A 23,033-nucleotide genomic window follows, 5' to 3' on the forward strand; every position below is an offset into this window, starting at 1 on the left:
GCGTGCTCCGTCCGGCGGGGCGCGGGCCCGGCGCTCATCGCTCCCACGGGTAGCGCCCTTCGGCGGCGAACCGTGCCATGCCCTCGTGGACGCCGCGCGCCGAGGCGAGCCGGGCGAACGCGTCGAGCGCGCGGCGTTCGGTCTCGGCGGTGACGGGATGGAGAGCGGACAGGTAGCCCTTGGCCTCCCCGATCATGCGGGCGTCGATCTTGGCGAGCCGGGACAGCAGCCGACGGATCAACGGCTCGGCGTCGGGCGAGATCTCGTCGGCGAGTCCCCGGTCCGCCGCCTCCCGTGCGGTGAGGGGCAGGGTGGTGAGTGTCATGGTGGCGGCGGTGCGGTGGCCGGTGCGGCGGACGAGGAAGGGGAGGACGCTGCACGGCAGCAGCCCCCACAGGGCCTCGGGGAGGCTGAACACGCCGCGTTCGGTGGTGTGGACGAGGTCGCAGGCGGCGGCGAGTCCCACCCCGCCGCCGGACACCCGCCCGTCCACGCAGGCGAGGGTCAGCCTCGGTACTTCGGTGAGGCGCCGCAGCAGCCCGAAGAACGCGGCCCCGTGGGGATCGGCCGCGTCCGCCCCCGGGGCGGCTCCCGGTCCGGTGGCGCCCGCCGCCTCGGCCATGTCCATCCCGTTGCAGAACACCCCTCCGGGCGCGTCGAGCACGACCAGCCGGCAGGAGCCGGACTCCTCCGCGGTGTCCAGGGCCTCGTGCAGGTCCGCGATCAGCGCGGAGCCGATGGTGTTGCCGCGTTCGGGCCGGCTCAGGGTGATCCGCAGGACGGTGGGGTCCTGGTACCGGACCCGGACGGTGCCGTGGCTCATCGGTCGGTCAGCTCCAGGAGTAGAGGCGGTGGAAGTTCTCGATGCGGTCGAGCCTCAGCAGCCCGGCCCCCTCGAACAGTTCGCCGTACAGGTCCGCGTACGGCTTGGTGTCCACGTCGAGGTCGCGTACGCCGAAGGCGCGGTCGCCGCCGAGTTCGGTGACGGCGTCGTACTCCCCCATCGTCAGCGCCCGCCGGGCGTCGAGCGCGGCACCGATCCCCATCCGGCCGACCGTGCGCGGGGCCTCCTCGCCGAGGATCCCGCTGAAGAACTCGGAGCCGCACCCGGAGCCGTAGGAGAACAGCCCGATCCGGCAGGGGGTACGGGGGTCACCGTGGTCGAGGAGGGAGCACAGGGCGAGGTAGAGCGAGGCGGAGAAGAGATTGCCGACGAGGGAGCCGTAGTGCAGGCTGGGCGCGACCCGGCGCTCGAAGTCCTCGGCCGCCTGGGCCGGACGCCATCCCTTCTGGCCGCGCAGCAGTTTGCGGTGCGCGCCCTTGACCATGCCGGCGAACGGCGTGTGCAGGACGAGGTGCGCGAAGCTGCTCACCACGTCGGCGCCGGCGACGCGTTCGCGGTAGGCGGCGAAGCTGCGCTCCAGGCACGTCATGTACGACAGCAGGGAGACGTCGGAGTCCACGTAGTCGAGGTCCGGACGGGGCCGCAGGGTGTCCATCACCTCGAAGGTGTGCAGGCCGCTGGCCCCGGGATCGATCTCCAGCACGCGCGGGTCGCGGCTGACGAGGAGGGCGACGGCGCCCGCGCCCTCCGAGGGCTCCCAGTAGGTGCCGCGCGCCGCCGCGCTCGGCGCGTCGGCCGCGATCACCAGCGCCTTCGCGTGCTCGACGGGAGAGGACCCGATGATGCCGGCCGCGGTCTGGAGGGCGGCCGTGCCGCCGTAGCAGGCGTGTTTGACCTCGAAGGAGCGGCAGCGGGGGCTGAGGCCGAGATGGTGGTGGATGTACGTGGAGAGGGGTTTGCCGAGGTCGAGGCCCGACTCGGTGCCGACGACGAGGAGTTCGATGGCGTCGCGCTCCTCGGCGGTGAGCCGGTCGAGGAGGGGTTTCGCCGCGTTGACGGCGTTGGTGACCGCGTCCTCGCAGGGCAGGTTGACCGACTTCCGGCGCATCATGAGGTTGTCGAACCGGGACATGTCCAGGTCCCGGCCCCGGAAGAGCTCCGCCACGTCGAAACAGGCGCGCGCCACGTAGGCGTTGATCGCCTCGACGCCTACGGCCATGGGTCGCTCCCGCGCTCGGGGGCCCGCCACCGGGCCCCGGCTCTCCTGGTTGTAACCGCCGGAGGCCTCGCGGATCTGCTCACTTTTGCACGGCGGGGCCGTTTGCCGGGCCGCAGGATCGGCCCTCGCCCCCGGAGGGACCGGCGGCGGCGCACCGCCAGCGAGGAGACCGCCGTGCACGAGGGGCCGCCGCCACCGTCCCGCCTCCCCCTGCACCACGCGGTGACCGGCACTCCCCTCGCGCGCGTCTGGTCCGCCGCCCCGGACGGCTACGGTGACGACGCGCTGCTCTCGGCGGAGGAGCGCCGCCGCTCCGCCGCCTTCCACCGCGAGCCCGACCGCCGCCTCCACCTCGCGGCCCGCACCCTGCTGCGGACCGCGCTCAGCCGCTGCGTGCCCGAAGTGCCCCCGGCGGTATGGCGTTTCACGACGGGGCCGTACGGCCGCCCCGAGCTGGCCGGGCCGCCTACGGTGCCCCGGCTGCGCTTCAGCGTGGCCCACGCCCCGGGCCGGGCCGTCTGCCTGGTCTGTCCTGATCTGGACTGCGGTATCGACGTGGAGACCCTCGGCCGCTCGGTGGACCCGCTGCGGGTGGCGCGCGCGATGTTCCATCCCCGGGAGGCCGCCCGGGTGCGGGACGCGCCGCCCGAAGAGCGCGGCGGCGTGTTCCTGCGCCACTGGACGCTGAAGGAGGCGTACGGCAAGGCGCGCGGCCTCGGCTTCCACCTGCCCCCGGACTCCTACGCCTTCTCGCCCGACGCGTCCGGCGGGCCCCGGCTCACGGCTGCCGACGACGACGGCTCGCTGTGGCAGTTCGCCCAGTGGCCGCTGGCGGACCGGCATCTCGTCGCGGTGGCGCTGCGGCGGGGCCACGGGCCGGACGTGACGGTGGTCCGGCACCCCGGCCCGCCGTGACCGGGTCAGGACACCGTTTCGCGGATGTCCTGGCCGAGGTCCTCGCGCAGGTCCGAGCGCAGCGGCTCGGGGAGCCCGGCGAGGTAGAAGTGGTCGCCCTCGTACACCCTCATACGGAACGGGCCGTCGCTGGTGGTGCGCCACAGTCCGAGTTCGATCGGGGTGACCTCCGGGTCCCGGTCGCCGGTGAACCCGGAGAGCGGGCAGCGCAGACGCGGGCCGGGCAGCGGGCGGTAGTTCTCGTTGAGATGGAAGTCGGCGCGCAGCGCGGGCAGGAACATCCGCATGAGGTCGCGCTGGCGCAGCACCTCCTCGGGGGTGCCGCCCAGTTCGGCGACGACGCGGAGGAAGTCGTCGTCGGGGAGCTTCGCGAACGGTGGTCGCCGTGCCGCGAGGTGCGGGGGGCGTCGTCCCGAGACCAGCAGCCGGCGTGGCGCGCGCGCCGGGTCGTCCTGGAAGCGGCGGGCGACCTCGTAGGCGATGGCCGCGCCGGTGCTGTGACCGAACAGCGCGTAGGGCCGGTCCAGGTAGGGGGCGAGTCCGGCGCAGAGCGGGTCGAGCAGTTCCTCCATGGACCGGTGGGCGGGCTCGGCGACGCGGGTCTCGCGGCCGGGCAGGACGACGGGGCAGACCTCGATCTGCGGCAGCAGCAGCTCCCGCCAGGGCCGGAAGAAGCCGCCGCCTCCCCCGGCGTGGGCGAAGCAGAACAGACGCAGGGGTGCGGAGGTGGTGGCGTCGCCGCTCTTGAGCCAGGTACCGGTCACCGCTGTCCTTCCGTCGGGTCGGGTCCGGGCCGGGCGGGCCCGGTCACAGGTCGGGGCCTTCCGCGGAGCGGAGCACGGCATGGCCGTACGCGCCCGTCGCCGAGACGGCGTTGACGAGCGCGCGCAGCGGCGCGCCCGGGGTGGCGGGCGTCCAGGGCCGGGCGGTGTCGGCGACGGTGAGCCGGGGCCAGTCGGGCAGGGGGGAGCGCCGGGGCGCTACGGCGGTCGGGGCCAGTGTGCGCGCGCGCAGTTGCAGCAGCACCTTGGTGAGCTGGGAGAGCCCGGAGGCCGCCTCCAGGTGGCCGATGTGCGGTTTCACGGTGCCGACGAGAAGGCCCCCGGTAGTGCTGGGCGGGCGCAGGGCGGTGAGCAGGGCGTCCAGTTCGGCGGCGTCGGCCAGCAGGGCGCCCGAGGCCGCGCACTCGGCGTAGCCGATGTCGCCGCCGGTGAGTCCGTGGCGGTGCAGCATACGGCTGAGGGAGCGGGCGAGGGGGGCGGCGGCGGGCATCCCGAAGGGCCCTGGCCGCCCGGCCGCCCCGGTGCCGGTCGCCTCGACGACGGCGTGCAGCACGTCACGGCGCGCCACGGCGTCCCCGAGCGGGCGCAGCAGCAGGGCGCCCGCGCCCTCGCCGGGCGACCAGCCGCCGTCCTCGTCGCTGAAGGCACCGGCCGAGGGCCGCTCGGCCGCGAGGCCCAGGTCGCGCAGCAGCGCCAGGTGGTAGGGGTGGGCGACGACGTTGACGCCCGCGACCACCGCCGCGTCGCACTCCCCCTGGCGCAGGCTGGTCACGGCCAGGTGCAGGGCGGTCAAAGAGGAGGAGCAGGCGGTGTCCACGGCGACGGCGGGCCCCTCGAAGCCGAGGCAGTGCGCGACGCGGGCCGGGAGGTCCGAGGCCGCGCCCGCCTGGCGGGCCGGTGCGCCCGCCCGCCAACGCGCCTCGCCCGCCTGGCGGTGGTCGTGCCACATGGTCGCCGTGAACACCCCGACGCGTACGCCGCCCCGGGTGAGACCGGCCGGAGTGTGCCCGGCGTCTTCCAGGCACTGCCACACCACCGGCAGCAGGAGCCGTAGTTGCGGGTCCAGGTCGCGGGCCTCCTGGGGCGAGATCCGGAAGAGCCGGCCGTCGAATCCGTCGTCGCCGCGCAGGTAGCCGCCGTGGGGCCATTGCCCGGCCGGTTCCGGCGAGGCACCGGTGAGGGCGCTCAGCCGTCCGGCGGGCAGCGGGCCGAGGACGCGGCGCCCGGAGCGCAGGTTGTCCCAGAACTCCGCGAGGTCGTCCGCGCCGGGATAGCGCCCGGCCGCGCCGATGACGGCGATGTCCGCCGCGGCCGGACGCGCCGCCGGTGCCGCCCCGAGGGCGGTTCGGGGTGCCCGCGCCGCCCGGTCGCGTGCCGTCCCGTCGTGCGCCGCCCCGTCGGGCGCTGACCGGTCGCCCGGCATCCGGTGGTCCGACGTCCCGTGGTTCGCCCGGGCCTCGTCGGGGAGGGGTCCGGCGAGGAAGGCGTGCAGCAGGCGCTGGCCGGGATGCAGCCGCAGGGCCTCGCGGACCCGGTCGAAGCCGAGGCTTCCCACGGCGCACAGGCCCACACCGCTCTCCTGCTGGCCGCTCATCAGCAACTGCCCGATGTAGCCCGCCTCGACGGCGAGGTAGAGCGCCGACTCCTCGCCGTACAACGGCTCGATGCCGCGCGGCTCGGAGACGAGGTAGACCTCGAAGGCCGCCCGGTCGAAGACGGGACGGTTGTAGGCGAAGTGGATGGTGCGGTCGAGCCCGGGGTCCGCGGTGACGCGTTGCAGGGCGTGGTCGTCGGGCCGGTGGTAGTAGAGGCCGCCCGGTACGCCCTCGACGGCGCCCGGCTTGATGTGCAGATAGGTCTGTACGGCGTAGGTGTCCCCGGCGGACGCGTACAGGCGGCGCGGGCCGTCGCCGTCCGGCCGGGCGCGCAAGGCGGACAGGAAGCGGAGGAAGCCGTCGTGCGCGAGCGGGGCGTCGGCGAACTCGCGGTGAGTGGCGCGTGCCTGGTACCGCCCGGCAGGGGGCGGCGGGCCGCCGAGCCGCAGGAGCGGTTCGGCCGTGGAACGCCGCCGCAGGTGCCAGGCACCCGACTTGAAGCGGTCGCGGTCCTCGGCGGAGAAGAACTCCACTTCCTCCGGCGGTGTTCGCGGCTCCTCCGGGACGGGCTCCGCCCCGGCCGTCACCGGCTCCGGGGCACACTCCGCCTCGGCCACGACCGGTTCCGGCTCGCCCAGCGGCTGATGGGCGCCCTGCGCCGCGCTCGCCGGTTCGGCCCCCGGCCGCTCGGCGTCGCCCGCGAGGTGGCGAGCCATCCCGGCGACGGTCGGCTCCGCCAGCAGGGCCGAGACGGGGATGCGGCGGCCGTAACGGGCGCGCAGCGCGGAGGAGAGCCGCGCCAGCGTGAAGGAGGTGGTGCCCTGGTCCCACAGATCGAGCGTCGGGTCCAGCGCGGGCACGCCGATCAGCCCGGCCAGCAACGAGCAGATCTCCTGGGCCAGTTCGGCGGCGGGCGGGAACGTGGCACCTGCGGCGGGCGGCGCGGTGTCCGCCACGGCGGTGGCGGGCGGCGGGGGCGCAGGTGTCTCGGGCTCCGCCGTTCCGGGAACCGCCGCCTCGGGCGCCACCGTCTCGGGTGCCGCCGTCTCGGGCGCCGGGTCGTCCGGTTCGCCGGGTGGTGTCGGAGCCTCCGGTTCCCCCGGCCCGGGGAGCGGCCAGGGCAGGGCGTCCCTGTCCAGCTTGCCGTTCGCCGTCGCGGGGAAGGACGGCAGGAACGCGGCGAAGTTCGGGACCATGTAGTCGGGCAGCGTCCGGGCGGCGTGGGCGCGCAGTTCGGGCACGGAGGGCCGGGCGGTGCCGGGGCGGGCGAGCAGGTAGGCGACCAGGCGCCGGTCCCCGCCGCCGTCCGGCCGGGCGACGACGACCGCCTCGCGCACGGCGGGGTGCGCGCGCAAGCGGTGCTCGATCTCACCGAGTTCGACCCGGAAGCCCCGGATCTTCACCTGGTGGTCGCGTCGGCCGAGGAAGACCAGGACGCCGTCCTCGCGGTAGGCCGCCCGGTCCCCGGTGGCGTACATGCGCGAGTGCGGTCCGCCCGCGAAGGGCTCGGGGACGAACCGCTCCCGTGTGAGTCCGGGCTGTCCGTGGTAGCCGAGGCTGAGGCAGTCGCCCGCGATGTAGAGATCGCCCTCCTCGCCGGCCGGGCAGGGCTCCAGGTGCTCGTCCAGCACGTAGTAGCGGGCGTTGTCGATGGGCCTGCCGTACGGGATGCTGCGCCACTCGGGGTCGATGGCGCCGACGGGGTACCAGTTCGACCACACGGTGGCCTCGGTGGCGCCGCCGAGGCTGATCACCCTGGCCGCGCCGAACACCTCGCGCACCTCGTCGGGCAGGGACAGCGGAATCCAGTCGCCGCTGAGGAAGACAAGGCGCAGGGTACCGGTGCCGGGACGGCCCCGGTGCTCCCGGAGGAGCGGCGCGAGCCGGGCGAGGGTGGTGGGCGCGGAGTTCCAGAAGGTGACCGGCTCGCGCAGCAGCGCCTCGACGAGGAGGTCCGGGTCGCGCTGCTCCGCCTCGTCGGCGATGTAGAGGCCCGCGCCGTAGCCGAGCAGTCCGAGGATGTCGAACACGGACAGGTCGAAGCCGAGAGAGGTGACGCACAGGCCGGTGTCGTCGGGGCCGAAGGCGAAGGTGCGGCGGCACCAGTCGAAGAGGTTGTGCAGGGAGCGGTGCGCGACGACCACGCACTTGGGGCGCCCGGTGCTGCCGGAGGTGAGGAGCCGGTAGGCGACCGAGTCCGGGCCGCCCACGGGCTCGGGGTTCCCCGGGTCGGGCAGCTCCGGGCCGGTGGTCCCCGGCGCGTCCAGGTCGAAGACGTCCACACCGTCCGGCGGCTGCCAGCCGGGGCCGCCCTCCGACACCAGCAGGTGCGCGGTGCCGGTGTCCTCCAGCACGCCGTGGGCGCGGGCGCGGGGCAGCGAGGGGTCCACGGGCACATAGGCGCCGCCCGCCTTCAGCACGGCGAACACGGACACGGCCATCGCCGGACCGCGCCGTACGGAGATGCCCACGGAGGTGCCCTCCCCGACGCCGGCCTCGCGGAGCCGGTGCGCGACCAGGTTGGCCCGGCGGTTCAGTTCGCCGTAGGTCATGACGCCCCCGCGCCAGCGCAGCGCGACGGCGCCGGGGCGGCCGCGCGCCTGCCGTTCGAAGAGGAGGTGGACGGGGCCCTCGGCCGGGTAGGGGCGGGCGGTGTCGTTGGCGGCGCGCTGCAGGCGGTGGCCGGCGCCCTCCGCCGCGCCGGAGCCCGTGGCCCGGGCGGGAGTTGTGGCCCGGGCCGGGCTCTCCCCGAGATCGGCGTCCGGCTCCGTGCCGGTCTCGCGCGCCAGTGTGGTGAGCAGGTCGGTGTAGCGCTCGAACGCCTGGTCGAGCACTCCGTCCTCGAACCGCTCCTCCAGCGCGTCCCAGGCCAGGTGCAGCGCCTCCCCGTCATCGACCGTCACGCAGTCGAGTGCGACGTCCGTGGTGGCGGTACCGGCGGGGCCGGGGCGCACACCGGCGGGCAGGGGCCGGGCCGAGACGTCGAGCACGGTCGTGAAGACCACGGGCAGTTCGAAGTCCCCCTCCCTGCGGCGCCGCACGACGAGGGAGCGCATCGCGGCGAGACCGGCGCCGCCGCCGTGCTCCAGGTCGGCGGCGAGCCGGCGGTGGTAGTCGCGGGCGAGGGCGGCCGGGTCGGTGCCGGGTGCCGGTGAGCGGACCCAGGTCAGTTCGCTCTGCTCGGCGGGCCGCCGCGTGTCCGGGCCCGTGAAGCAGACCACGGCCAGCGCGAACGGCGCGTCGTGGACGGCGCCTAGGGCGAGGCAGTAGGCGGCGAGCAAGGTGGCGTCCAGGCTCACCCCGTGACGGTCCGCCCACGCCAGCAGTGCCCGGCGCTCCGGGAGAAGGCGTTCGCGGCGCCGGGGACGCGACGGCCCCCGCGCCTCGCGCAGCGGCGGCCCGGCGGGCAGCCCCGCGAGCCGGTCCCGCCAGTGCGCGCGCGCCTCCTCGGTCACCGGCCGGGGCGCGCGGGGCAGCCGGGTCGGGAGGGGCGGGGCCGCGCCGGGGCCGGCGTACCGGCGCAGCAGGTCACGGGCGAGCAGCACGATGCTGCGGGCGTCACCGACGAGGAGATCGACGGCCAGGTGCACGGTGGCGGGGCGGCCCGGTGCCCGGACCACGCGCAGGTCGGTGTGCGCGCCGCGTCCGAGCCCGAACGGCTGATGCGTCATGTCGGCGCGTACGGCGCGGTCCACCGCGTCGGCGTCCACGCCCTCCGGGACGTCCAGGACCGGTATCCGGAGGCCGGGGGCCGAGGACAGCACGCCGAGCGTGCCGTCGGCGCCGGTGCGCAGACGCAGCGCCTCGTGCGCGGTGACGAGTTCCCGCCAGCTCTCGCCCAGCCGTTCGACGTCCAGGTCGTCCACGTGGAAGCTCTGGTGGTACTGGCAGCCCCGGTCCGCCGGTCCGTCGAGCCGGGTCACCAGGTACGACTGCTGGAGTTCCCTGGCGGGCACGGCGGTGTCGGGCGCGGGTTCGCACACTCCCTGCAGCAACCGCCAGAAGCGGCCGAAGAGGGCGTCGGCCGCGCCGGGCGGGAAGAGAGCGTCGGCGACGTCCCAGCGGAAGTCCAGGCCGTCCTCGCGCTCCCGCATCTGGTGGTCGAGGGCGATGCCGGAGGTCTGGCCGACGGCATACCGCTCATGGCCGCTCATGCTGCCCTGCCCGGCACCGTCGAAACCGAGGTCGAGCAGGCTCGTGAAGACGACGGGCAGTGCGGGCGCGCCACCGCCGCGGGCGCGCAGTTCGCGCAGCACCTCGACACTGCCCGCGTGCGCGTGCGACAGCGCCTCCCACACGCGCTGGTGGACGGCGCGGGCGGCGTCGTCCGGTGCGAGCGCGGGGGTGTGCGCCTCGACGGGGAGCAGGCATCCGGAGGTGTAGGGCCCGACGAGTCCTTCGGCCGCGGGCGGCAGCCTGGGGCGGTCGGTGGTGGTCAGGACGAGGGTGAACGGCTCGTCCGCACCTGCCGGGGTGAGCGCTTCGGTGAAGGCGGTCAGCACGAGCGAGGTGGGCGAGACACGCAGTGCGGCGGCCCGCGCGCGCAGGCCCGCCCATTGGCCCGGAGTGAGCCGGCCCCGGCGCGGGGTGCGCAGGTGGCCGTCGAGGCCGGGCGGAGGCTCGGGCGGCTCGGCGCGCAGTACGGGTGGTCCGCCCGGCAGGCCCTCCAGCCGTCCGGCGGCCTGCGAGACGGCGGACCTGTGGGCGGCGGACTCGCGGTCGCGGGCGAGCGCGTCCAGGGTGTCGCGGAGGCTGAACGGCACCTCGGGCAACCGGTGCCGCTCGTCGACGCAGAGCCGCCACCAGTGGTGCAGCAGCAGTTGGGTGCCGTGGGCGTCGGTGACCGTGCCGTCGAGGCTGAGATGGACCACGGAGCGTCCGGCCGGTTCCCGGCAGATCTCGACCTGGAACGGCGGCCAGTGGCCCGGCGGGTAGCGGTGGTGGGACAGCCGGCGGCGCACGGCGCCCGCCTCGGTCTCCAGCGCCTTCGCGTCCGCCGCCTCGTGGAGGACGGGGTCGGGCACCCGCACGCTCTCCTGGACGCGCTGGCCACGCCCGACGCCGGTGAGCCGGAGGGCGTCGAAGTGCTCGACGAGCCGTCGCCAGGCGCGGGCCACCCGGCCGGGGTCCAGGCCGTCGAGCGAGAACTCGTGGTAGTGGTGGCAGCCGAAGGCGTCCGGGTCCAGTTCCGGGTACTTGCCGACGACGTACGCCTCCTGCATGGGGGTCGCCGGGACGGGTTCGTGGCGGGAGGCGGGGGCGGGGACCACGTCCAGGGGCCCGGCGGCGCCGTCGCCCTCCTCCCCGTCCGCGTGGTCGATCCGGCGGGCGAGGTCGCGCGGGGTGCGGCACTCCAGGAGCAGGGCGAGCGGAACGTCGACGCCGAACTCGCTCTCGATCTCGAGCATGAGGCGAACGGCGGGAAGCGAGGTGAGGCCGGCATCGGCCAGGTCGGTGTCCGGGCCCAGCGGCCCGGTCCGGGTGACCAGGGGCTCAAGGATGCCGAGCAGCCGTGCGCAGGTGGAGTCGGCGGTCACCTCCGCGGGTGACACGGGGACGGTCACCTCCGCGGGTGACACGGGAACGGTCTCGGCGGGCTTCAACGCTCCCCCTCGTCTCGGTGCGGTCTCGGCTGTGCCGGTTCACCACTGCCAGCGGCCCAGCACCGGGTACGGCGGCTGGAGCATGGGGTGGTCGTCCTCCTGCGAGGCCGTGGTGGTGAAGCCGGCGGCCTTCTCGACGTTGCGGGTGAACGCCGTGCGGAAGCGGTCGTCGTCGGGCAGCCCGACCTCGTCCGCCGCCCGGAGCATCAGGGCGACGAAGCGCTCGCGCTGCTCGGGCGTGATGCGCAGCCTGGTGTGGGCCCTCAACAGCGCGATGAAGCCGCCGAGTTCGTCCGTGAAGCGGGCGGGGCCGCCCAGCATCTCGGTGAGGAAGGCCGTCAGCCGGTCGGCGTGGTACGGCGATCCCGCACGGAACATGTCGCCCAGCAGGGGGTCCTCCAGCACCAGGTGGTGGAAGTGCTCCGCCAGCCGCCGCAGCGGCTTCTCCCCGCCGACGTGCTCGTACATCGTCGTCATGCGTCCGCCCTCCGGTGTGCCGCTCGACCGGCCGAGACGGTACGCCCGGACGCTCACGGCCGGCTGCTCAACTTTGTGCACGCCCCGGACGGCCGGGCCACCGGTGAGCCGCGGACACCGCCGCGCGCCCCTGCCTCGCCCGTCGCCGGTTCGTGGCCCCGTCGTCTTCGCCGCCGTCTCCGGCGACCTCGCCGTCCAGGCCATCCCCGCCCCAGGAAACAGCTGACGCTCCGTCGGGGAGGATGGTTGACCGGCCCGAGGGGGTGGGATTTCATGGCGTCCATGTCCGAGGGAACAGGAAAGTCGCCGGAGCCGGTCCTGTCGTTCGCCACGCGGGAGGAGTGGGAGGAGTGGCTGGAGGAGAACCACCAGGACTCTTCGGGGATCTGGTTCCGGATTCCCAAGAACGCCTCGGCGGCCGAGGGCGTCGGCTACGCCGAGGCGTTGGAGTCCGCCCTGTGCTACGGCTGGATCGACGGGCAGAAGAAGAAGCAGGACGAGCGGTACTGGTTGCAGCGCTTCACCCCCCGGCGAGCGGGCAGCAAGTGGTCGAAGGTGAATCGCGAGAAAGCCACCGCGCTCATCGAGGCCGGCCGGATGCGGCCCGCCGGGCAGCGCGAGGTGGACAAGGCCAAGAAGGACGGCCGCTGGGAGGCGGCGTACGCGGCGCAGAGCAAGGCGACGGTGCCCGACGACCTCCAGGCCGCCCTGGACGCCGCGCCCGAGGCGGCGCGTGACTTCTTCGCGGGCCTGGACAGCCGCAACCGCTACGCGATCCTCCACCGGGTCGAGGACGCCAAGAAGGCGGAGACCCGGGCCGCCCGCATCGAGAAGTTCGTCGCCATGCTGACGGAGGGCAAGAAGCTGTACTGAGCGGCGCGGGCGGAGGGGAGGGCGGTGCCCGACCCCGCCCTCGCGCGCCCCTCCGGACGGCGTGGGCCTCCCCGGCTCGCCCCACCTGCTCGTGGACGGCGCCGGAGCGGGGGCATCTGAGCCGCGGAGGGCGCGGCACCCTGTCCGGCCTGCTGCTCAGCGGGCCGGACCAGGGGGCGGCGGCATTCCAGGGGCCTCCGGGCTTCGGGCAGGAAACCGGCCGCACTCCACCCCGGTGCGGCGCCTCGTGCCCCACACCGCCGCCGGTGAACGGCCTCCGGCCCTTCGGTTTTCCGCGATGCCCACGGCAGAGGCCGCCGCGCCCACACCGTCACGCGCGGCCCCCTCACATCGCCGGAGGAGTCGCCGCACGGGCGGAAGGAGAGGTTCGGCGTGCGGGCCCGCTCCACCGACGCAAGGGGCCCTCGCGTCCGGGCTCACTGGGCGCGGCAGGTCCTGAGGTAGCTGAGGAACGACGCCTGGAGCCCGGTCACATGGGTCTCGTGCAGGAGGGCGCTGGTGACGGCTGCGCCGCGTGAGGTGAGGCGGTGGAGGAACGTCGCCGCGTGCTGCGCGAGATTCTGGTAGACCGCCAGGTCGCCGAGCATCTCCCGCTCGTTGAGGGTCACGTGCAGCTTGGTGTCGGGCAGGGTGTCACCCAGGGCTTCGAGCAGGGGGAAGACCTGGCTCTCCGTGTTGATGACGCCGGGGCTTCCCGCACCGACGCTCTCGAAGAAGGTGCTCCTGGTGAGCCAGGCGTAGAGGCTGAACAGGCCGCCGTAGGAATAGCCGAAGAGGCCGTGACCGCTCGGGGCCGCGCCGTAGTCGCGGGCGATCCGCGGGTGCAGGTCGTCGACGAGGAAGTCCAGGAACAAGTCCCCGCGGCCCATGCGGACCCAGCGTGAACCCCGGACAGGGGCGGGAGCCCGCGCCGCCGCGCGCACTCCTGGCGCCTCCGGACAAGCGCCGCGCCGGACTTCGGCCCGGGTCGCTGGGCGAGGGCGCGAGGTGGGGAGGAGGTCAGGTATTGGCCCCGGAGCGTGCGCGTCGGCCCTCGGTCCGGGGGCCGTGCCAGTCCAGGCACATCACCGTGGCGTCGTCCTCCAGGTGGCCCCCGCAGGCGTCGGCGACCGCGGCGGTCAGGATGCGCACGACCTCGCGGGGGTGCTCGGTCGTGGTGGCGCGCATCAGGCTCGGGAGATCGACGGATTCCGCCTGGTGCTCCTGCATGCCGTCCGTGTACAGGACGAGCCGGTCCCCGGGGCGCAGGTCGAACTCCTGTACCTGGTAGGCGCCCTGAGCGGTGACGCCGAAGGGGAGGTCGGCTTCGAGGGGGATCTCTTCGACGGTGCCCTCGCGCAGGCGCAGCGGCCAGGGGTGGCCCGCGTTGACGAGCCGGGCGCCGCTCCCGTCCAGGGCGACGCGGAGCAACTGTCCGGTGGCGAAGGTGTTCCGGCCGTGGTCGAGGAGGGCCTGGTGGGTCTCGCGGGCCTGTTCCGCGAGGCCGGCGCCCGCGCGGCGCGCTCGACGGGAGGCGTTGACGAGGACGGTGGCGATGAGGGAGGCGCCGATGTCGTGGCCCATGGCGTCGGTGATCGACAGGTGCAGGGTGTCGTGGTCGAGAGAGAAGTCATAGGTGTCGCCCGCGCAGTCGTCGGCGGGCATGAGAGCGGCCGAGAACGTGAACTGGGCCGCCTCGCACGAACGGGCCGACGGCAGGAGCTGCGTCTGGATCTCGGCGGCCAGGCTCATCGGCGTGGTGCGCTGCCCCCAGTGGTAGAGGTCGGTGAACCGGCGATCGGTGACGAGGATGTAGGCCAGCGCGTGCGCGGCCTCCTCCACCCGCTCCAGGGTGTCCTGGTCCGGCTCGGGCAGGAACACCTCCAGAACACCGATCGTGTCCCCGCGGTTGGTCACCGGCGCCAGGACCCGCTGGTCGTCTCCGCCGTCCCCGGCCCGCACCAGCTCCTGACGGCGCAGCACCTCGTCGTAGACGCTGCCCGCCAGCGGGATCTGTTCGGCCCTGCGGCCCTGTTGGGAGGCCCTCTCCTCGCTGACACGCACCATCGTCCGGCCGAGCACGTCCACGAAGAGGAACGAGACATACCGAGCGCCGAACCGCTCCCGCAGGTTCCGCGCCACGACGTCGAGGGACGACACCGGGGCGGCGTCCTCCGCGGCCGCCAGCACCTCGGCCAAGCCGCTCCGTATTCCTGTCACGCCGCCTCCCGGCCTCGCCGCTTCCGCTGACGCCGTCAGCATCACAGAAGCCGTCCCGCGCTTCCGCGAGGCTGGCGCGGCGCGAACCCGAAACGAGTAACGCCATCTCGCGGGAGCGCGGGACAGGCCGGGTGCCGTGTGCCGCTGAGGCCGGATGCCGCCTGTGCCGCCCGGTCGGCTTCCGCGTCACCGGCGGCGGAGTCGTCCCCCGGGACGACGGCGAGGCGGCGTCCCTCGCCCGGCGACGGCTGCCCCGCCGCCTTCGTCTCCACTCCGCCGCGCCGCCGTGGGAACCACCTCGCCCGTTCCCGCCGTGGGCGCGAGCGGGTGGCCCCGTGGTGACGAAAGCGCTGAGCCGCGCCGGGCGCGGTGAGCGCGAGCAGGACGGTTCGGGCCGTGCCTAGGACGAGCTGCCCGAAGGGGTGAGCGCGCGCATCCGCTGGTCCAGTTCCCGCTGGTAGAAGTCCATGAATCCGTCCGGGTCGGGGCCGGCGTTCTGCATCACCAGCCGGTCGAAGCCGGCGTCGGCGAAGGGCTGGGCGACCTCGACGTAGCGCTCCGGGTCCGCGCCGCAGGCGAACTGGGACAGGATGTCCTCCTCGCGGACGGTGGCCGTCGCGGCCTCGAAGTTGGCCGGGTTGGGCAGTTCGCTCATCACCTTCCAGCCGGTCACCGCCCACCGGGAGGTCTGGAGCGCCGCCTGCGCGGCGGTGTGCTCGTCGGCCGCCCAGGCCATGGGCACCTCGGCGTAGCGCGGGCCGTCGCCCCCGGCCGCGCGGTAGGCGTCCACCATCCCGCCCTTGGGTTCGGTCGCGAACAGGCCGTCCCCGAGTTCGGCGGCGATACGGGCCGAGAGCGGGCCGCTCGCGGCCACCGCGATCACCGGTGGCGTCCGCGGCAGGTCGAAGACCCTCGCGTCGTCCAGGCGCAGATGGCGGCCGTGGTACGACTGGTAGCCACCGCGCCACAGCAGCCGGATGATCTCCAGGGCCTCCCGCAGCCGGGCGTGGCGTTCCGGTACGGAGTTCGGGAAGCCCTCGCCGGTCACGTGCTCGTTGAGGCGTTCCCCGGCGCCGACGCCGAGGGTGAACCGGCCGTCCGAGACGAGGGCGAGGGTCGCGGCCGCCTGGGCGATGATCGCCGGGTGGTAACGCACCGTCGGGCAGGTCACGCCGGTGGCCAGCCCGATGCGCTCCGTCTTCGCCGCGATCGCGCCGAGGACCGTCCAGGTGAAGGACGAGTGCCCCTGGACGTCCAGCCACGGGTGGTAGTGGTCGCTCATCTCGACGAAGTCGAACCCGGCCTGCTCCGCGAGGACCGCCTGCCGGATCAGTTCCTCGGGCCCGAACGCCTCGGAAGCCAGCTTGTAGCCGATCAGCACCGTTTCCTCATTCCTGCCGGGGTCCGTGTCGATGCTCCGCCGGTGGAGGAGCGAGGGTCCCGGCCCCCGTGGCGCGGGCGGGAGGGGGCGAGGCCCTGTCGGCGAAGGCGCCCCACCCTGGCAACGGGGAAGGACCGGACGGCGCCGCCACTCTGCGGACGGCCAGAGATCACCGGAACGGCCTCGGCGGCCCGGCTGACGGGCCGGAAGGCGCGGCGGGACGTCACCGTCCCGCTCCGTCCGCGCCCCTCCGCCGGGCACACGGGTGTTCGTCGCGCGGTCACGGCGGGGCGAATGGCGAGGGGCCGTCGCTCCCCCGGTCGTCGGCCCGCCGGAACTCACGGAGGCGTCCGCCCGCCTCGGTCCGCGACCAGGGGGAACGGCGATCGGCTCTTCGTGACGGAGTCGCCTCTTCCGGAGGGCCCCGCCCCGGTGCCGGGACAGCGGTTGCCGCCCTCGCGGACCCGGGCCGGGGCCGGTGGCCGCGAGGGCGGGACGGGCTCACGCTCTGTCCACGCCCGTCAGGTGGGCGAAGACGACGACGTTGGCGGAGTACCCGGTCTTCCGGTGGAAGGTGCCCCCGCAGGTGAGCAGGCGCAGTTCGGGTCTGCCCGCGCTGCCGTACACCTTCTTGTCGGGGAACTCCTTCTTCGGATAGGTGCGGACGGCGTCCACGGTGAAGACCGCCGTGCTGCGGTCGGCCCGGGTGACGTCCACCGTGGCACCGGGACGCAGCGCGTTGAGGTTGAGGAAGACGGCCGGTCCCGTGTGCGTGTCGCGGTGTCCCACCATGACGGCCATCCCCGGTTGTCCCGGGCTCGGTCCGTCCCCGTACCAGCCCACGAGCTTGGGCGCGCTCATGGGCGGGGTCTCGAGTGCGCCCTTGGCGTCGACCGAGAGTTCCGTCACCGGGGCCTCGATCATGATGCCGGGGATGGACAGCTTGGTCGGTGCGGAACGGGGCAGCGGGGCGACGGCGGCGTGCCGGGGTGCGGGGTCCTCGTGCGCGACGACGGCCGGTGTGTCCGCACCGCCGCCGCACGCCCGCAGGAGGCCCACGCACAGCGAGGCCGTGACGGTGAGCGTGAGCGTGAGCCGTACGCGGCGGCTGGGGCCGCGCCGCCGGGGCCGGTACCGCTCAGGACGCGTCATGACGCCGGCGTACCCAGCGCGCGAGGACCACCCCCGCCGCACCTGCGGCCACGGCCACGAGCAGCGGGCCGCCCACACCCCCGGCGTCGTCCTCCTCGCTCGCCGTCGCGGTGGTGTCCGCGACGTTCGCCGCCGCGCCGCCGCCGGCCGCGACCGCGCCGGAGGGCTTGCGGGGGCCGTTCTCGCCGATGGGGCAGTCGATGCGGAACTGCTTCTTCTTCGGCACGCCGCCCGGGATGGTCCAGCTGAGTTCGTAGGTGCCGTTGGGCAGCGCGTAGTCGGGGGTGTGGCCGGTGCCGTTGAGCAGCGCCAACTGCCCGGTCAGGACGGGCTTGTCGGGGGACTTGGGCTGCGGAGCGACGGTCCACGTGGCCGCCTTGACCGTCTCGAAGTTGAAGGCCGCGAGCGAGAACTTGCAGACCGCCTTCTCGTCGCGGGTGTCGCTGGGCGCGGTGCCCGCCTTGTGGACGGCGATGTCGCCGCTGTCACCGGGGGCCGCGACGGCGGGAGACGCTCCGAGGCCCGCGAGGGCGAGGAAGGCCGTCGTGGCGACCGCGAGAGCGGCGCGGGGGGTGCCGGGCATGGGAACCCTTTCAGGGGAACGGAAGTGTGATTGTCGTATTAATTCAGTACGACAGTTCCTTTCCTGCCAGCCAGGACGCGGCGCCATGCCATCGCCGCGCAACACCCACCCGGACGGGCGCGGCTCATCGCGGCAGGCGGCGTGACAGGGCGCACGGGCGGGCTTCGTCCGGCCGCGTGCCGGGGCTTCGGGGTGCCTTCGGGCCGGAGTTGGGGGCTCGGATGATGACCCGCGAAACTTAGAATAGGCTTGCCTAAGTTGAACCGTCCTCGGAGGGTGCGCGGTGGGAGCAGAGGCAGTGTCGGGGCGGGATGTCCTGAGGGGCACCGTCAGGGGGCAGGGGCGTCGTGTCTCCGTGGCCGCCGTGCTCGGGTGTGTGCACCAGTTCGGCGAGGCGATGACCCCGGTGCTCATCGGGGTCGTCATCGACCAGGCGGTGGCGGGACGGGACGGGGGGCGGCTCGCGCTGTGGCTCGTGGTCCTCGCCGTCGTGTACGGGTGCCTGTCGTGGAGCTTCCGCCTCGGGGCGCTCGCCGGGGAGCGCAGCGCCGAGGAGGCCGGGCACGCGTTGCGGCTCACGGTCGTGCGGCGGGTGCTCGACGCGCGCGGGGGTGCCGGGAGCGACCGGCTCTCGGGGGAGCTGGCGAACGTGGCGACCGAGGACGCCAAGCGCGTCGGCGCCGTCACCATGGCGCTCATGAACGGCGTCTGGGCCCTCGCCGGAATCACCGTGAGCGCTGTCGCGCTGCTCCTCACCTCCGTTCCGCTCGGGCTCGTCGTACTCCTCGGCACCCCCGTGCTGCTGTGGGTGGGTCACCTGCTCAGCAAGCCCCTGGAGCGGCGCAGCGAGGCCGAGCAGGACCAGGCGGCGGCCGCCGCGGGCGTCGCCGCCGATCTCGTCGCCGGGCTGCGGGTGCTGCGCGGGCTCGGGGCGCAGGGGGCCGCCGTGGAGCGCTACCGCCGTACGAGCCGCCTCTCGCTGGTGGCGACGCTGCGCGCGGCGCGCGCGGAGTCCTGGCAGTCGGGACTCGTCCTCGCGCTCACCGGCTGCTTCCTCGCGCTGATCGCCTGGGTCGGCGGGCGCCTCGCGCTGGAGGGCTCGCTCAGTCTCGGGCAGCTCGTGTCGGCGGTGGGACTCGCGCTGTTCCTCGTGGGCCCCCTGGAGACCTTCGCGTGGGTCAACGCCGAGCTGGCGCAGGGGCGGGCCTCGGCCGCCCGGATCGCCAAGGTGCTCGGCGCGGGGCCCGCGGTCGCGGGCGGCGAGGAGCCCGTACCGGCGGAGACCCGCGGGGAGTTGCGGCTCGCCGGGGTGCGGCTGCGGGGGCTCGACGGGGTGGATCTGCGGCTGCCCGCGGGGCGGCTGACCGGGGTCGCCGTGAGTGATCCGGCGCTCGCCGACGCCCTGCTCGACTGCCTGGGCAGAGAGGCCGATCCGGAGGCGGGCGCGGTCGAGCTGGACGGGGTGCCGCTGACCCGTATCGACCCCGCCGCACTGCGCGAGGCGGTGCTCGTCGCGCGGCACGACGCCGCGCTGTTCGAGGGCTCCCTCGCCGCGAACGTCGTCGCGGCGGGCGAGGACCCGGACGGGGCGAGGACCGAGGCCGCGATGGCGGCGGCCGACGCCGACGAGGTGGCGCGGGCACTCCCCCACGGGGCGGACACCGATGTCGGCGAGGGCGGCCGGTCGCTCTCCGGCGGGCAGCGGCAACGCGTGCTGCTCGCACGGGCCTTGCGGGCCGCGCCGCCCGTGCTCGTCACGCACGACCCGACGACCGCCGTGGACGCGGCGACGGAGGCGCGGATCGCGCGCGGGCTCGCCGAGTTCCGGCGGGGCCGTACGACGGTCGTCGTGACCAACAGCCCGGCGCTGCTCGCCGTGACGGACCACGTGGTGTTCCTGGACGGCGGGCGGGTCGGGGCGGAGGGGACGCACGAGGAACTCGCGCGGACCCATGAGACGTATCGCGGGACGGTGTGGGCATGACGACCGAGGACGGCACCCGAAGGGACCTCCTGCCGACCGCCACGCCCGCGCGCACCCGCGCGGCCGTGCGCGCACTCCTGCGCCCGCACCGGGCGCTCGCGGGCGCGGCCTTCGCCGTGCTCGTCCTCGCCACGGCGGTGGGGCTGCTCACGCAGCCGCTCCTCGGGCGGATCGTCGACCTCGTGACGCAGCACCGCTCCCCCGGCGCGCTGACCTGGCCCGTGCTGGGGCTCGCCGGGATCGCGCTCGTGCAGGGCGCCTCGACGGCGTGGGGCATGGCGCTCGTCTCGCGGCTCGGCGAGACGGCGCTCGCGCGGCTGCGCGAACTCTTCGTGGAGCGGGCCCTCTCGCTACCGCTCGACCGGGTGGAGCGGGCGGGCTCGGGAGACCTCAGCGCGCGCGTGACGCGGGACGTCTCGCGGGTCGCCGAGGCGGTCCGCACGGCCCTGCCTGAGCTGGCCAGGTCCGGGCTGTCGATCGTGCTGACGCTGGGCGCGCTCGCGCTCCTCGACTGGCGGTTCCTGGTGGCCGCGCTCGTCGCCGTGCCCGTGCAGGCGTGGACGGCGCGCTGGTACGTGCGCCACGCCGTGCCCCTGTACGCGCGCGAGCGGATCGTGACGGGGGCCCAGCAGCAGCAGTTGCTCGACACGATCGGCGGGGCGCGCACCGTGCGCGCGTACGGGCTCCAGGCGGAGCACGAGCGGCGGGTCACCGCGCGTTCGCGCGCCGCCGTCGACCTGACGATGCGCGGGGTACGGCTCGTGCTGCGCTTCTACGGCCGGCTGCACGTGGCCGAGTACCTGGGCCTCGCCGCCGTGCTCCTCACCGGGTTCCTCCTGGTGCGCGACAACGCGGTGTCGGTGGGCACGGCGACGGCCGCCGCCCTCTACTTCCACAGCCTCTTCACGCCGGTCAACACGGCGCTCGTGCTCCTCGACGACGCGCAGTCGGCGACGGCGGGGCTCGCGCGGCTCGTCGGCGTGGTCGACGTACGGGCCGGACAGGACGCGGCGGACGGCCTCGCACCCGTCACGGGCCCGCCCGGGGTTGTGGTCTCGGGTGTCTCGCACGCGTACGTGCCGGGGCGGCCGGTGCTGCACGACGTGGACCTGGAGGTACGGCCCGGCGAGCGCGTCGCGCTCGTGGGGGCCAGTGGCGCGGGCAAGACGACGCTCGCCAAGCTCGTCGCGGGGCTGCACCGCGCGGAGTCCGGAAGCGTCCGCGTCGGCGGCGCGGAGCCGGACGCCTCGGGGCGGCTGGTGGGTCTCGTGACCCAGGAGGTGCACGTCTTCGCCGGGCCGCTCGCCGAGGACCTGCGGCTCGCCCGTCCGGGCGCCGGGGAGGCGGAGGTGCGGGAGGCACTCGCCGCCGTGGGGGCGCTGGAGTGGGCGGAGCGGCTGCCGGAGGGGCTGGAGACGGTCGTGGGCGAGGGCGGGCACCGGCTCACCACCGACCGCGCCCAGCAACTCGCGCTCGCCCGGCTGCTGCTGGCCGATCCCCCGCTCGTGGTGCTCGACGAGGCGACGGCGGAGGCGGGCAGTTCGGGCGCGCGGGCTCTGGACGCGGCGGCCGAACGGGCCCTGCGCGGCCGTACGGCGCTCGTCGTGGCGCACCGGCTCGGGCAGGCCGCGGCGGCCGACCGCGTCGTCGTGATGGACGCCGGGCGGATCGTGGAGCAGGGCACGCACGAGGAACTCCTCGCCGGGGGTGGTCCGTACGCGGCCCTGTGGCGGGCCTGGTCCGGCAGCCGCTCCCCGGGCGGAGACGTCCCGGCGGCGGACACCGCGACCGGGAGCGTTCCCCCGGCGCAGGACGGCACCGCGACGGGCGGTGTCCCCGCGGCGGAAGGCCGCCCCGCGCCCGTACCGCCCCCGTCCCCCTCCCCCGCGCGTCCCGAGGTTTCCGAAGCCCCCCACTGACCGAAGTCCCCCGTCTCCCAGGGCCCTTCGGGCCCTGCCGAACCGACGACCAGAAGGATCACCTGATGTCCCGCGCCCCCCGAGCCCTCCGGCTGACCGGCCTGCTCGCCTCCACCGTGCTGCTGACGGCGACGGCCGCCGCCTGCGGCTCCGACTCGGACTCCGCCGCCGGCACGAAGGGGCCGGAGGGCTCCTCCGCGTCCGGCGGTGCCTTCCCCGTGACCCTCGCGCACAAGTTCGGCAGTACGACGGTGAAGTCGGAGCCGAAGCGGATCGTCACCGTCGGGCTGACCGACCAGGACGCCGTCCTCGCGCTCGGCAAGGTGCCGGTCGGCACGACCGAGTGGCTGGGGGGCTACAAGGGCGCGATCGGGCCGTGGGCGAAGGAGGAACTCGGCGGCGCCAAGGCACCGGTCGTCCTCAAGGACAGCGGCACGGGCCCGCAGGTGGAGCGCATCGCCGCCCTCAAGCCCGACCTGATCCTCGCGGTGTACGGCGGGCTCACGAAAACGCAGTACGAGAGCCTGTCGAAGTTCGCGCCCGTCGTCGCGCAGCCGAAGGAGTTCAACGACTACGGCGTGCCGTGGCAGCGGCAGACCGAGGAGATCGGCAAGGCGCTCGGCAAGCCCGCCGAGGCGAAGAAGCTCGTGACGGGCGTCGAGGACAGGTTCGCGGCGGCGAAGAAGGAGCACCCCGAGTTCGCCGGGGCCACGGGTGTCGTGGCGACCCCGTACGAGGGCACGTTCGTCTTCGGCAGCCAGGACCCCCGCTCGCGGCTCCTGGCCGACCTCGGCTTCACCCTGCCGAAGGACCTGGACAAGGTGATCGGGGACGAGTTCGGCGCCAACATCAGCAAGGAGCGGCTCGACCTGCTCGACCAGGACGCGGCGCTGTGGATCGCGCCGGACACCACCTCCTCGGTGCGGAAGCTGCACGCCGACAAGATCTACGGGGACCTGGGCGTCGCGAAGCAGGGCCGCGAGGTCTTCGTCAAGGAGACGAGCGACTACGGCAACGCGGTGTCGCTCTCGACGGTGCTGAGCATCCCGTACGTCCTCGACCGCCTGGTGCCGCAGCTCGCGGCGGCGGTGGACGGCAAGCCGTCGACGAAGGTGGAGAACCCGGCGTCCTGAGCCCGGGGCGCGGGCACGGCGAAGGGGGCGGACACCGGGTGTCCGCCCCCTTCGCCGTGCCGGTCGGCCCGTCGGCGCGCGCCCGCCGCCGGCCGGGTACGCACCGGCGGCGGGCGCGCGCTCAGTCGCCGTCGACGAGGCTCTTGGGGCGCATGTCCGTCCAGTGCGTCTCGATGTAGTCGGTGCACTCCTGCCGGGGCGCCGGGCCGTGGACGACGCGCCATCCGGCCGGGACCTCGACGAAGTCGGGCCACAGGCTGTGCTGGTTCTCGTCGTTGACGAGGACGGAGTACTGGCCGTCGGGGTTCTCGAAGGGGTTGCTCATGGTGCTCGCTCCTTGATGGGTCGGGGTC

At 74.8% G+C, this 23,033-nt stretch carries 16 protein-coding genes; 5 read left to right on the forward strand and 11 right to left on the reverse strand.

The genetic code is table 11. The features are described from left to right. Positions 1 to 34 precede the first annotated feature (34 nt). Both IF99_RS0100315 and IF99_RS0100320 read right to left on the reverse strand, forming a co-directional pair. Positions 35 to 823 (reverse strand): enoyl-CoA hydratase-related protein, encoded by a 789-nt coding sequence (locus IF99_RS0100315; RefSeq protein ID WP_030994223.1) that lies wholly within the window; start codon positions 821 to 823, stop codon positions 35 to 37. Positions 824 to 830: 7 nt separating this feature from the next. Then, positions 831 to 2,063 (reverse strand): hydroxymethylglutaryl-CoA synthase family protein, encoded by a 1,233-nt coding sequence (locus tag IF99_RS0100320; RefSeq protein ID WP_030994224.1) that lies wholly within the window; start codon positions 2,061 to 2,063, stop codon positions 831 to 833. A gap of 174 nt (positions 2,064 to 2,237) precedes the next feature. Here IF99_RS0100320 and IF99_RS0100325 point away from each other — a divergent pair, with 174 nt between their 5' ends. Further along, complete coding sequence (locus IF99_RS0100325) at positions 2,238 to 2,978, forward strand: 4'-phosphopantetheinyl transferase family protein (RefSeq protein WP_051703308.1); 741 nt, start codon at positions 2,238 to 2,240, stop codon at positions 2,976 to 2,978. Between the two features lie 5 nt (positions 2,979 to 2,983). Here the strand turns inward: IF99_RS0100325 and IF99_RS0100330 are convergent, their stop codons facing one another. The 3 genes from IF99_RS0100330 to IF99_RS0100340 form a co-directional block, all read right to left on the reverse strand. After that, positions 2,984 to 3,742, reverse strand: a complete 759-nt coding sequence (locus IF99_RS0100330) for a thioesterase II family protein (protein ID WP_030994226.1) — start codon at positions 3,740 to 3,742, stop codon at positions 2,984 to 2,986. A gap of 43 nt (positions 3,743 to 3,785) precedes the next feature. Further along, the gene (locus IF99_RS0100335; protein ID WP_037826233.1) at positions 3,786 to 10,907 is read right to left on the reverse strand and encodes a non-ribosomal peptide synthetase; all 7,122 of its coding nucleotides are present in this window, start codon (positions 10,905 to 10,907) and stop codon (positions 3,786 to 3,788) included. A gap of 90 nt (positions 10,908 to 10,997) precedes the next feature. Next, positions 10,998 to 11,435 (reverse strand): group II truncated hemoglobin, encoded by a 438-nt coding sequence (locus IF99_RS0100340; RefSeq protein ID WP_030994228.1) that lies wholly within the window; start codon positions 11,433 to 11,435, stop codon positions 10,998 to 11,000. 273 nt (positions 11,436 to 11,708) lie between these two features. Here IF99_RS0100340 and IF99_RS0100345 point away from each other — a divergent pair, with 273 nt between their 5' ends. Next, positions 11,709 to 12,308: a YdeI/OmpD-associated family protein gene (locus tag IF99_RS0100345; protein ID WP_420705635.1), complete on the forward strand. Its 600-nt coding sequence runs from the start codon at positions 11,709 to 11,711 to the stop codon at positions 12,306 to 12,308. Between the two features lie 437 nt (positions 12,309 to 12,745). On the opposite strand, the gene IF99_RS0100350 is transcribed toward IF99_RS0100345, so the two are convergent. The 5 genes from IF99_RS0100350 to IF99_RS0100370 form a co-directional block, all read right to left on the reverse strand. Beyond that, positions 12,746 to 13,198: an alpha/beta hydrolase-fold protein gene (locus tag IF99_RS0100350; protein WP_234340527.1), complete on the reverse strand. Its 453-nt coding sequence runs from the start codon at positions 13,196 to 13,198 to the stop codon at positions 12,746 to 12,748. Positions 13,199 to 13,328: 130 nt separating this feature from the next. Then, a complete protein-coding gene (locus tag IF99_RS0100355) occupies positions 13,329 to 14,528 on the reverse strand; it encodes a PP2C family protein-serine/threonine phosphatase (RefSeq protein WP_030994231.1) in 1,200 nt (399 codons plus the stop codon). A gap of 400 nt (positions 14,529 to 14,928) precedes the next feature. Next, on the reverse strand, positions 14,929 to 15,909 hold the full coding sequence (locus tag IF99_RS0100360; protein WP_030994232.1) for a TIGR03557 family F420-dependent LLM class oxidoreductase: 981 nt from the start codon (positions 15,907 to 15,909) through the stop codon (positions 14,929 to 14,931). A 501-nt stretch (positions 15,910 to 16,410) separates the two neighbouring features. Continuing rightward, complete coding sequence (locus IF99_RS0100365) at positions 16,411 to 17,061, reverse strand: class F sortase (protein ID WP_199806431.1); 651 nt, start codon at positions 17,059 to 17,061, stop codon at positions 16,411 to 16,413. Beyond that, on the reverse strand, positions 17,048 to 17,644 hold the full coding sequence (locus IF99_RS0100370; RefSeq protein ID WP_030994234.1) for a hypothetical protein: 597 nt from the start codon (positions 17,642 to 17,644) through the stop codon (positions 17,048 to 17,050). Before IF99_RS0100370 ends, IF99_RS0100365 begins: the two co-directional genes overlap by 14 nt. Before the next feature lie 283 nt (positions 17,645 to 17,927). On the opposite strand from IF99_RS0100370, the gene IF99_RS0100375 reads away from it, so the two are divergent. The 3 genes from IF99_RS0100375 to IF99_RS0100385 all read left to right on the forward strand — a co-directional run bounded on the left by IF99_RS0100375 (position 17,928) and on the right by IF99_RS0100385 (position 22,680). Beyond that, complete coding sequence (locus tag IF99_RS0100375; protein ID WP_199806432.1) at positions 17,928 to 19,628, forward strand: ABC transporter ATP-binding protein; 1,701 nt, start codon at positions 17,928 to 17,930, stop codon at positions 19,626 to 19,628. Further along, positions 19,625 to 21,547 carry an ABC transporter ATP-binding protein gene (locus tag IF99_RS0100380; RefSeq protein WP_234340528.1) on the forward strand — a complete coding sequence of 641 codons (1,923 nt, stop codon included), beginning with the start codon at positions 19,625 to 19,627 and terminating at the stop codon, positions 21,545 to 21,547. Before IF99_RS0100375 ends, IF99_RS0100380 begins: the two co-directional genes overlap by 4 nt. Before the next feature lie 65 nt (positions 21,548 to 21,612). After that, positions 21,613 to 22,680 carry an iron-siderophore ABC transporter substrate-binding protein gene (locus IF99_RS0100385; RefSeq protein WP_030994237.1) on the forward strand — a complete coding sequence of 356 codons (1,068 nt, stop codon included), beginning with the start codon at positions 21,613 to 21,615 and terminating at the stop codon, positions 22,678 to 22,680. A gap of 121 nt (positions 22,681 to 22,801) precedes the next feature. Here IF99_RS0100385 and IF99_RS0100390 read toward each other — a convergent pair whose 3' ends face one another. Further along, positions 22,802 to 23,005 carry an MbtH family protein gene (locus IF99_RS0100390; RefSeq protein WP_030994238.1) on the reverse strand — a complete coding sequence of 68 codons (204 nt, stop codon included), beginning with the start codon at positions 23,003 to 23,005 and terminating at the stop codon, positions 22,802 to 22,804. Positions 23,006 to 23,033 lie beyond the last annotated feature (28 nt).

This window comes from Streptomyces sp. NRRL F-5630 (genome assembly GCF_000719475.1).
Classification (GTDB): Bacteria; Actinomycetota; Actinomycetes; order Streptomycetales; family Streptomycetaceae; genus Streptomyces.

What these genes read in the sequence shown, in the direction of transcription:
- IF99_RS0100315 (WP_030994223.1), bottom strand. Translation starts at nt 823, where the DNA reads ATGAGCCACGGCACCGTCCGGGTCCGGTACCAGGACCCCACCGTCCTG.
- IF99_RS0100320 (WP_030994224.1), bottom strand. Translation starts at nt 2,063, where the DNA reads ATGGCCGTAGGCGTCGAGGCGATCAACGCCTACGTGGCGCGCGCCTGT.
- IF99_RS0100340 (WP_030994228.1), bottom strand. Translation starts at nt 11,435, where the DNA reads ATGACGACGATGTACGAGCACGTCGGCGGGGAGAAGCCGCTGCGGCGG.
- IF99_RS0100345 (WP_420705635.1), top strand. Translation starts at nt 11,709, where the DNA reads ATGGCGTCCATGTCCGAGGGAACAGGAAAGTCGCCGGAGCCGGTCCTG.
- IF99_RS0100350 (WP_234340527.1), bottom strand. Translation starts at nt 13,198, where the DNA reads ATGGGCCGCGGGGACTTGTTCCTGGACTTCCTCGTCGACGACCTGCAC.
- IF99_RS0100365 (WP_199806431.1), bottom strand. Translation starts at nt 17,061, where the DNA reads ATGACGCGTCCTGAGCGGTACCGGCCCCGGCGGCGCGGCCCCAGCCGC.
- IF99_RS0100370 (WP_030994234.1), bottom strand. Translation starts at nt 17,644, where the DNA reads ATGCCCGGCACCCCCCGCGCCGCTCTCGCGGTCGCCACGACGGCCTTC.
- IF99_RS0100380 (WP_234340528.1), top strand. Translation starts at nt 19,625, where the DNA reads ATGACGACCGAGGACGGCACCCGAAGGGACCTCCTGCCGACCGCCACG.
- IF99_RS0100385 (WP_030994237.1), top strand. Translation starts at nt 21,613, where the DNA reads ATGTCCCGCGCCCCCCGAGCCCTCCGGCTGACCGGCCTGCTCGCCTCC.
- IF99_RS0100390 (WP_030994238.1), bottom strand. Translation starts at nt 23,005, where the DNA reads ATGAGCAACCCCTTCGAGAACCCCGACGGCCAGTACTCCGTCCTCGTC.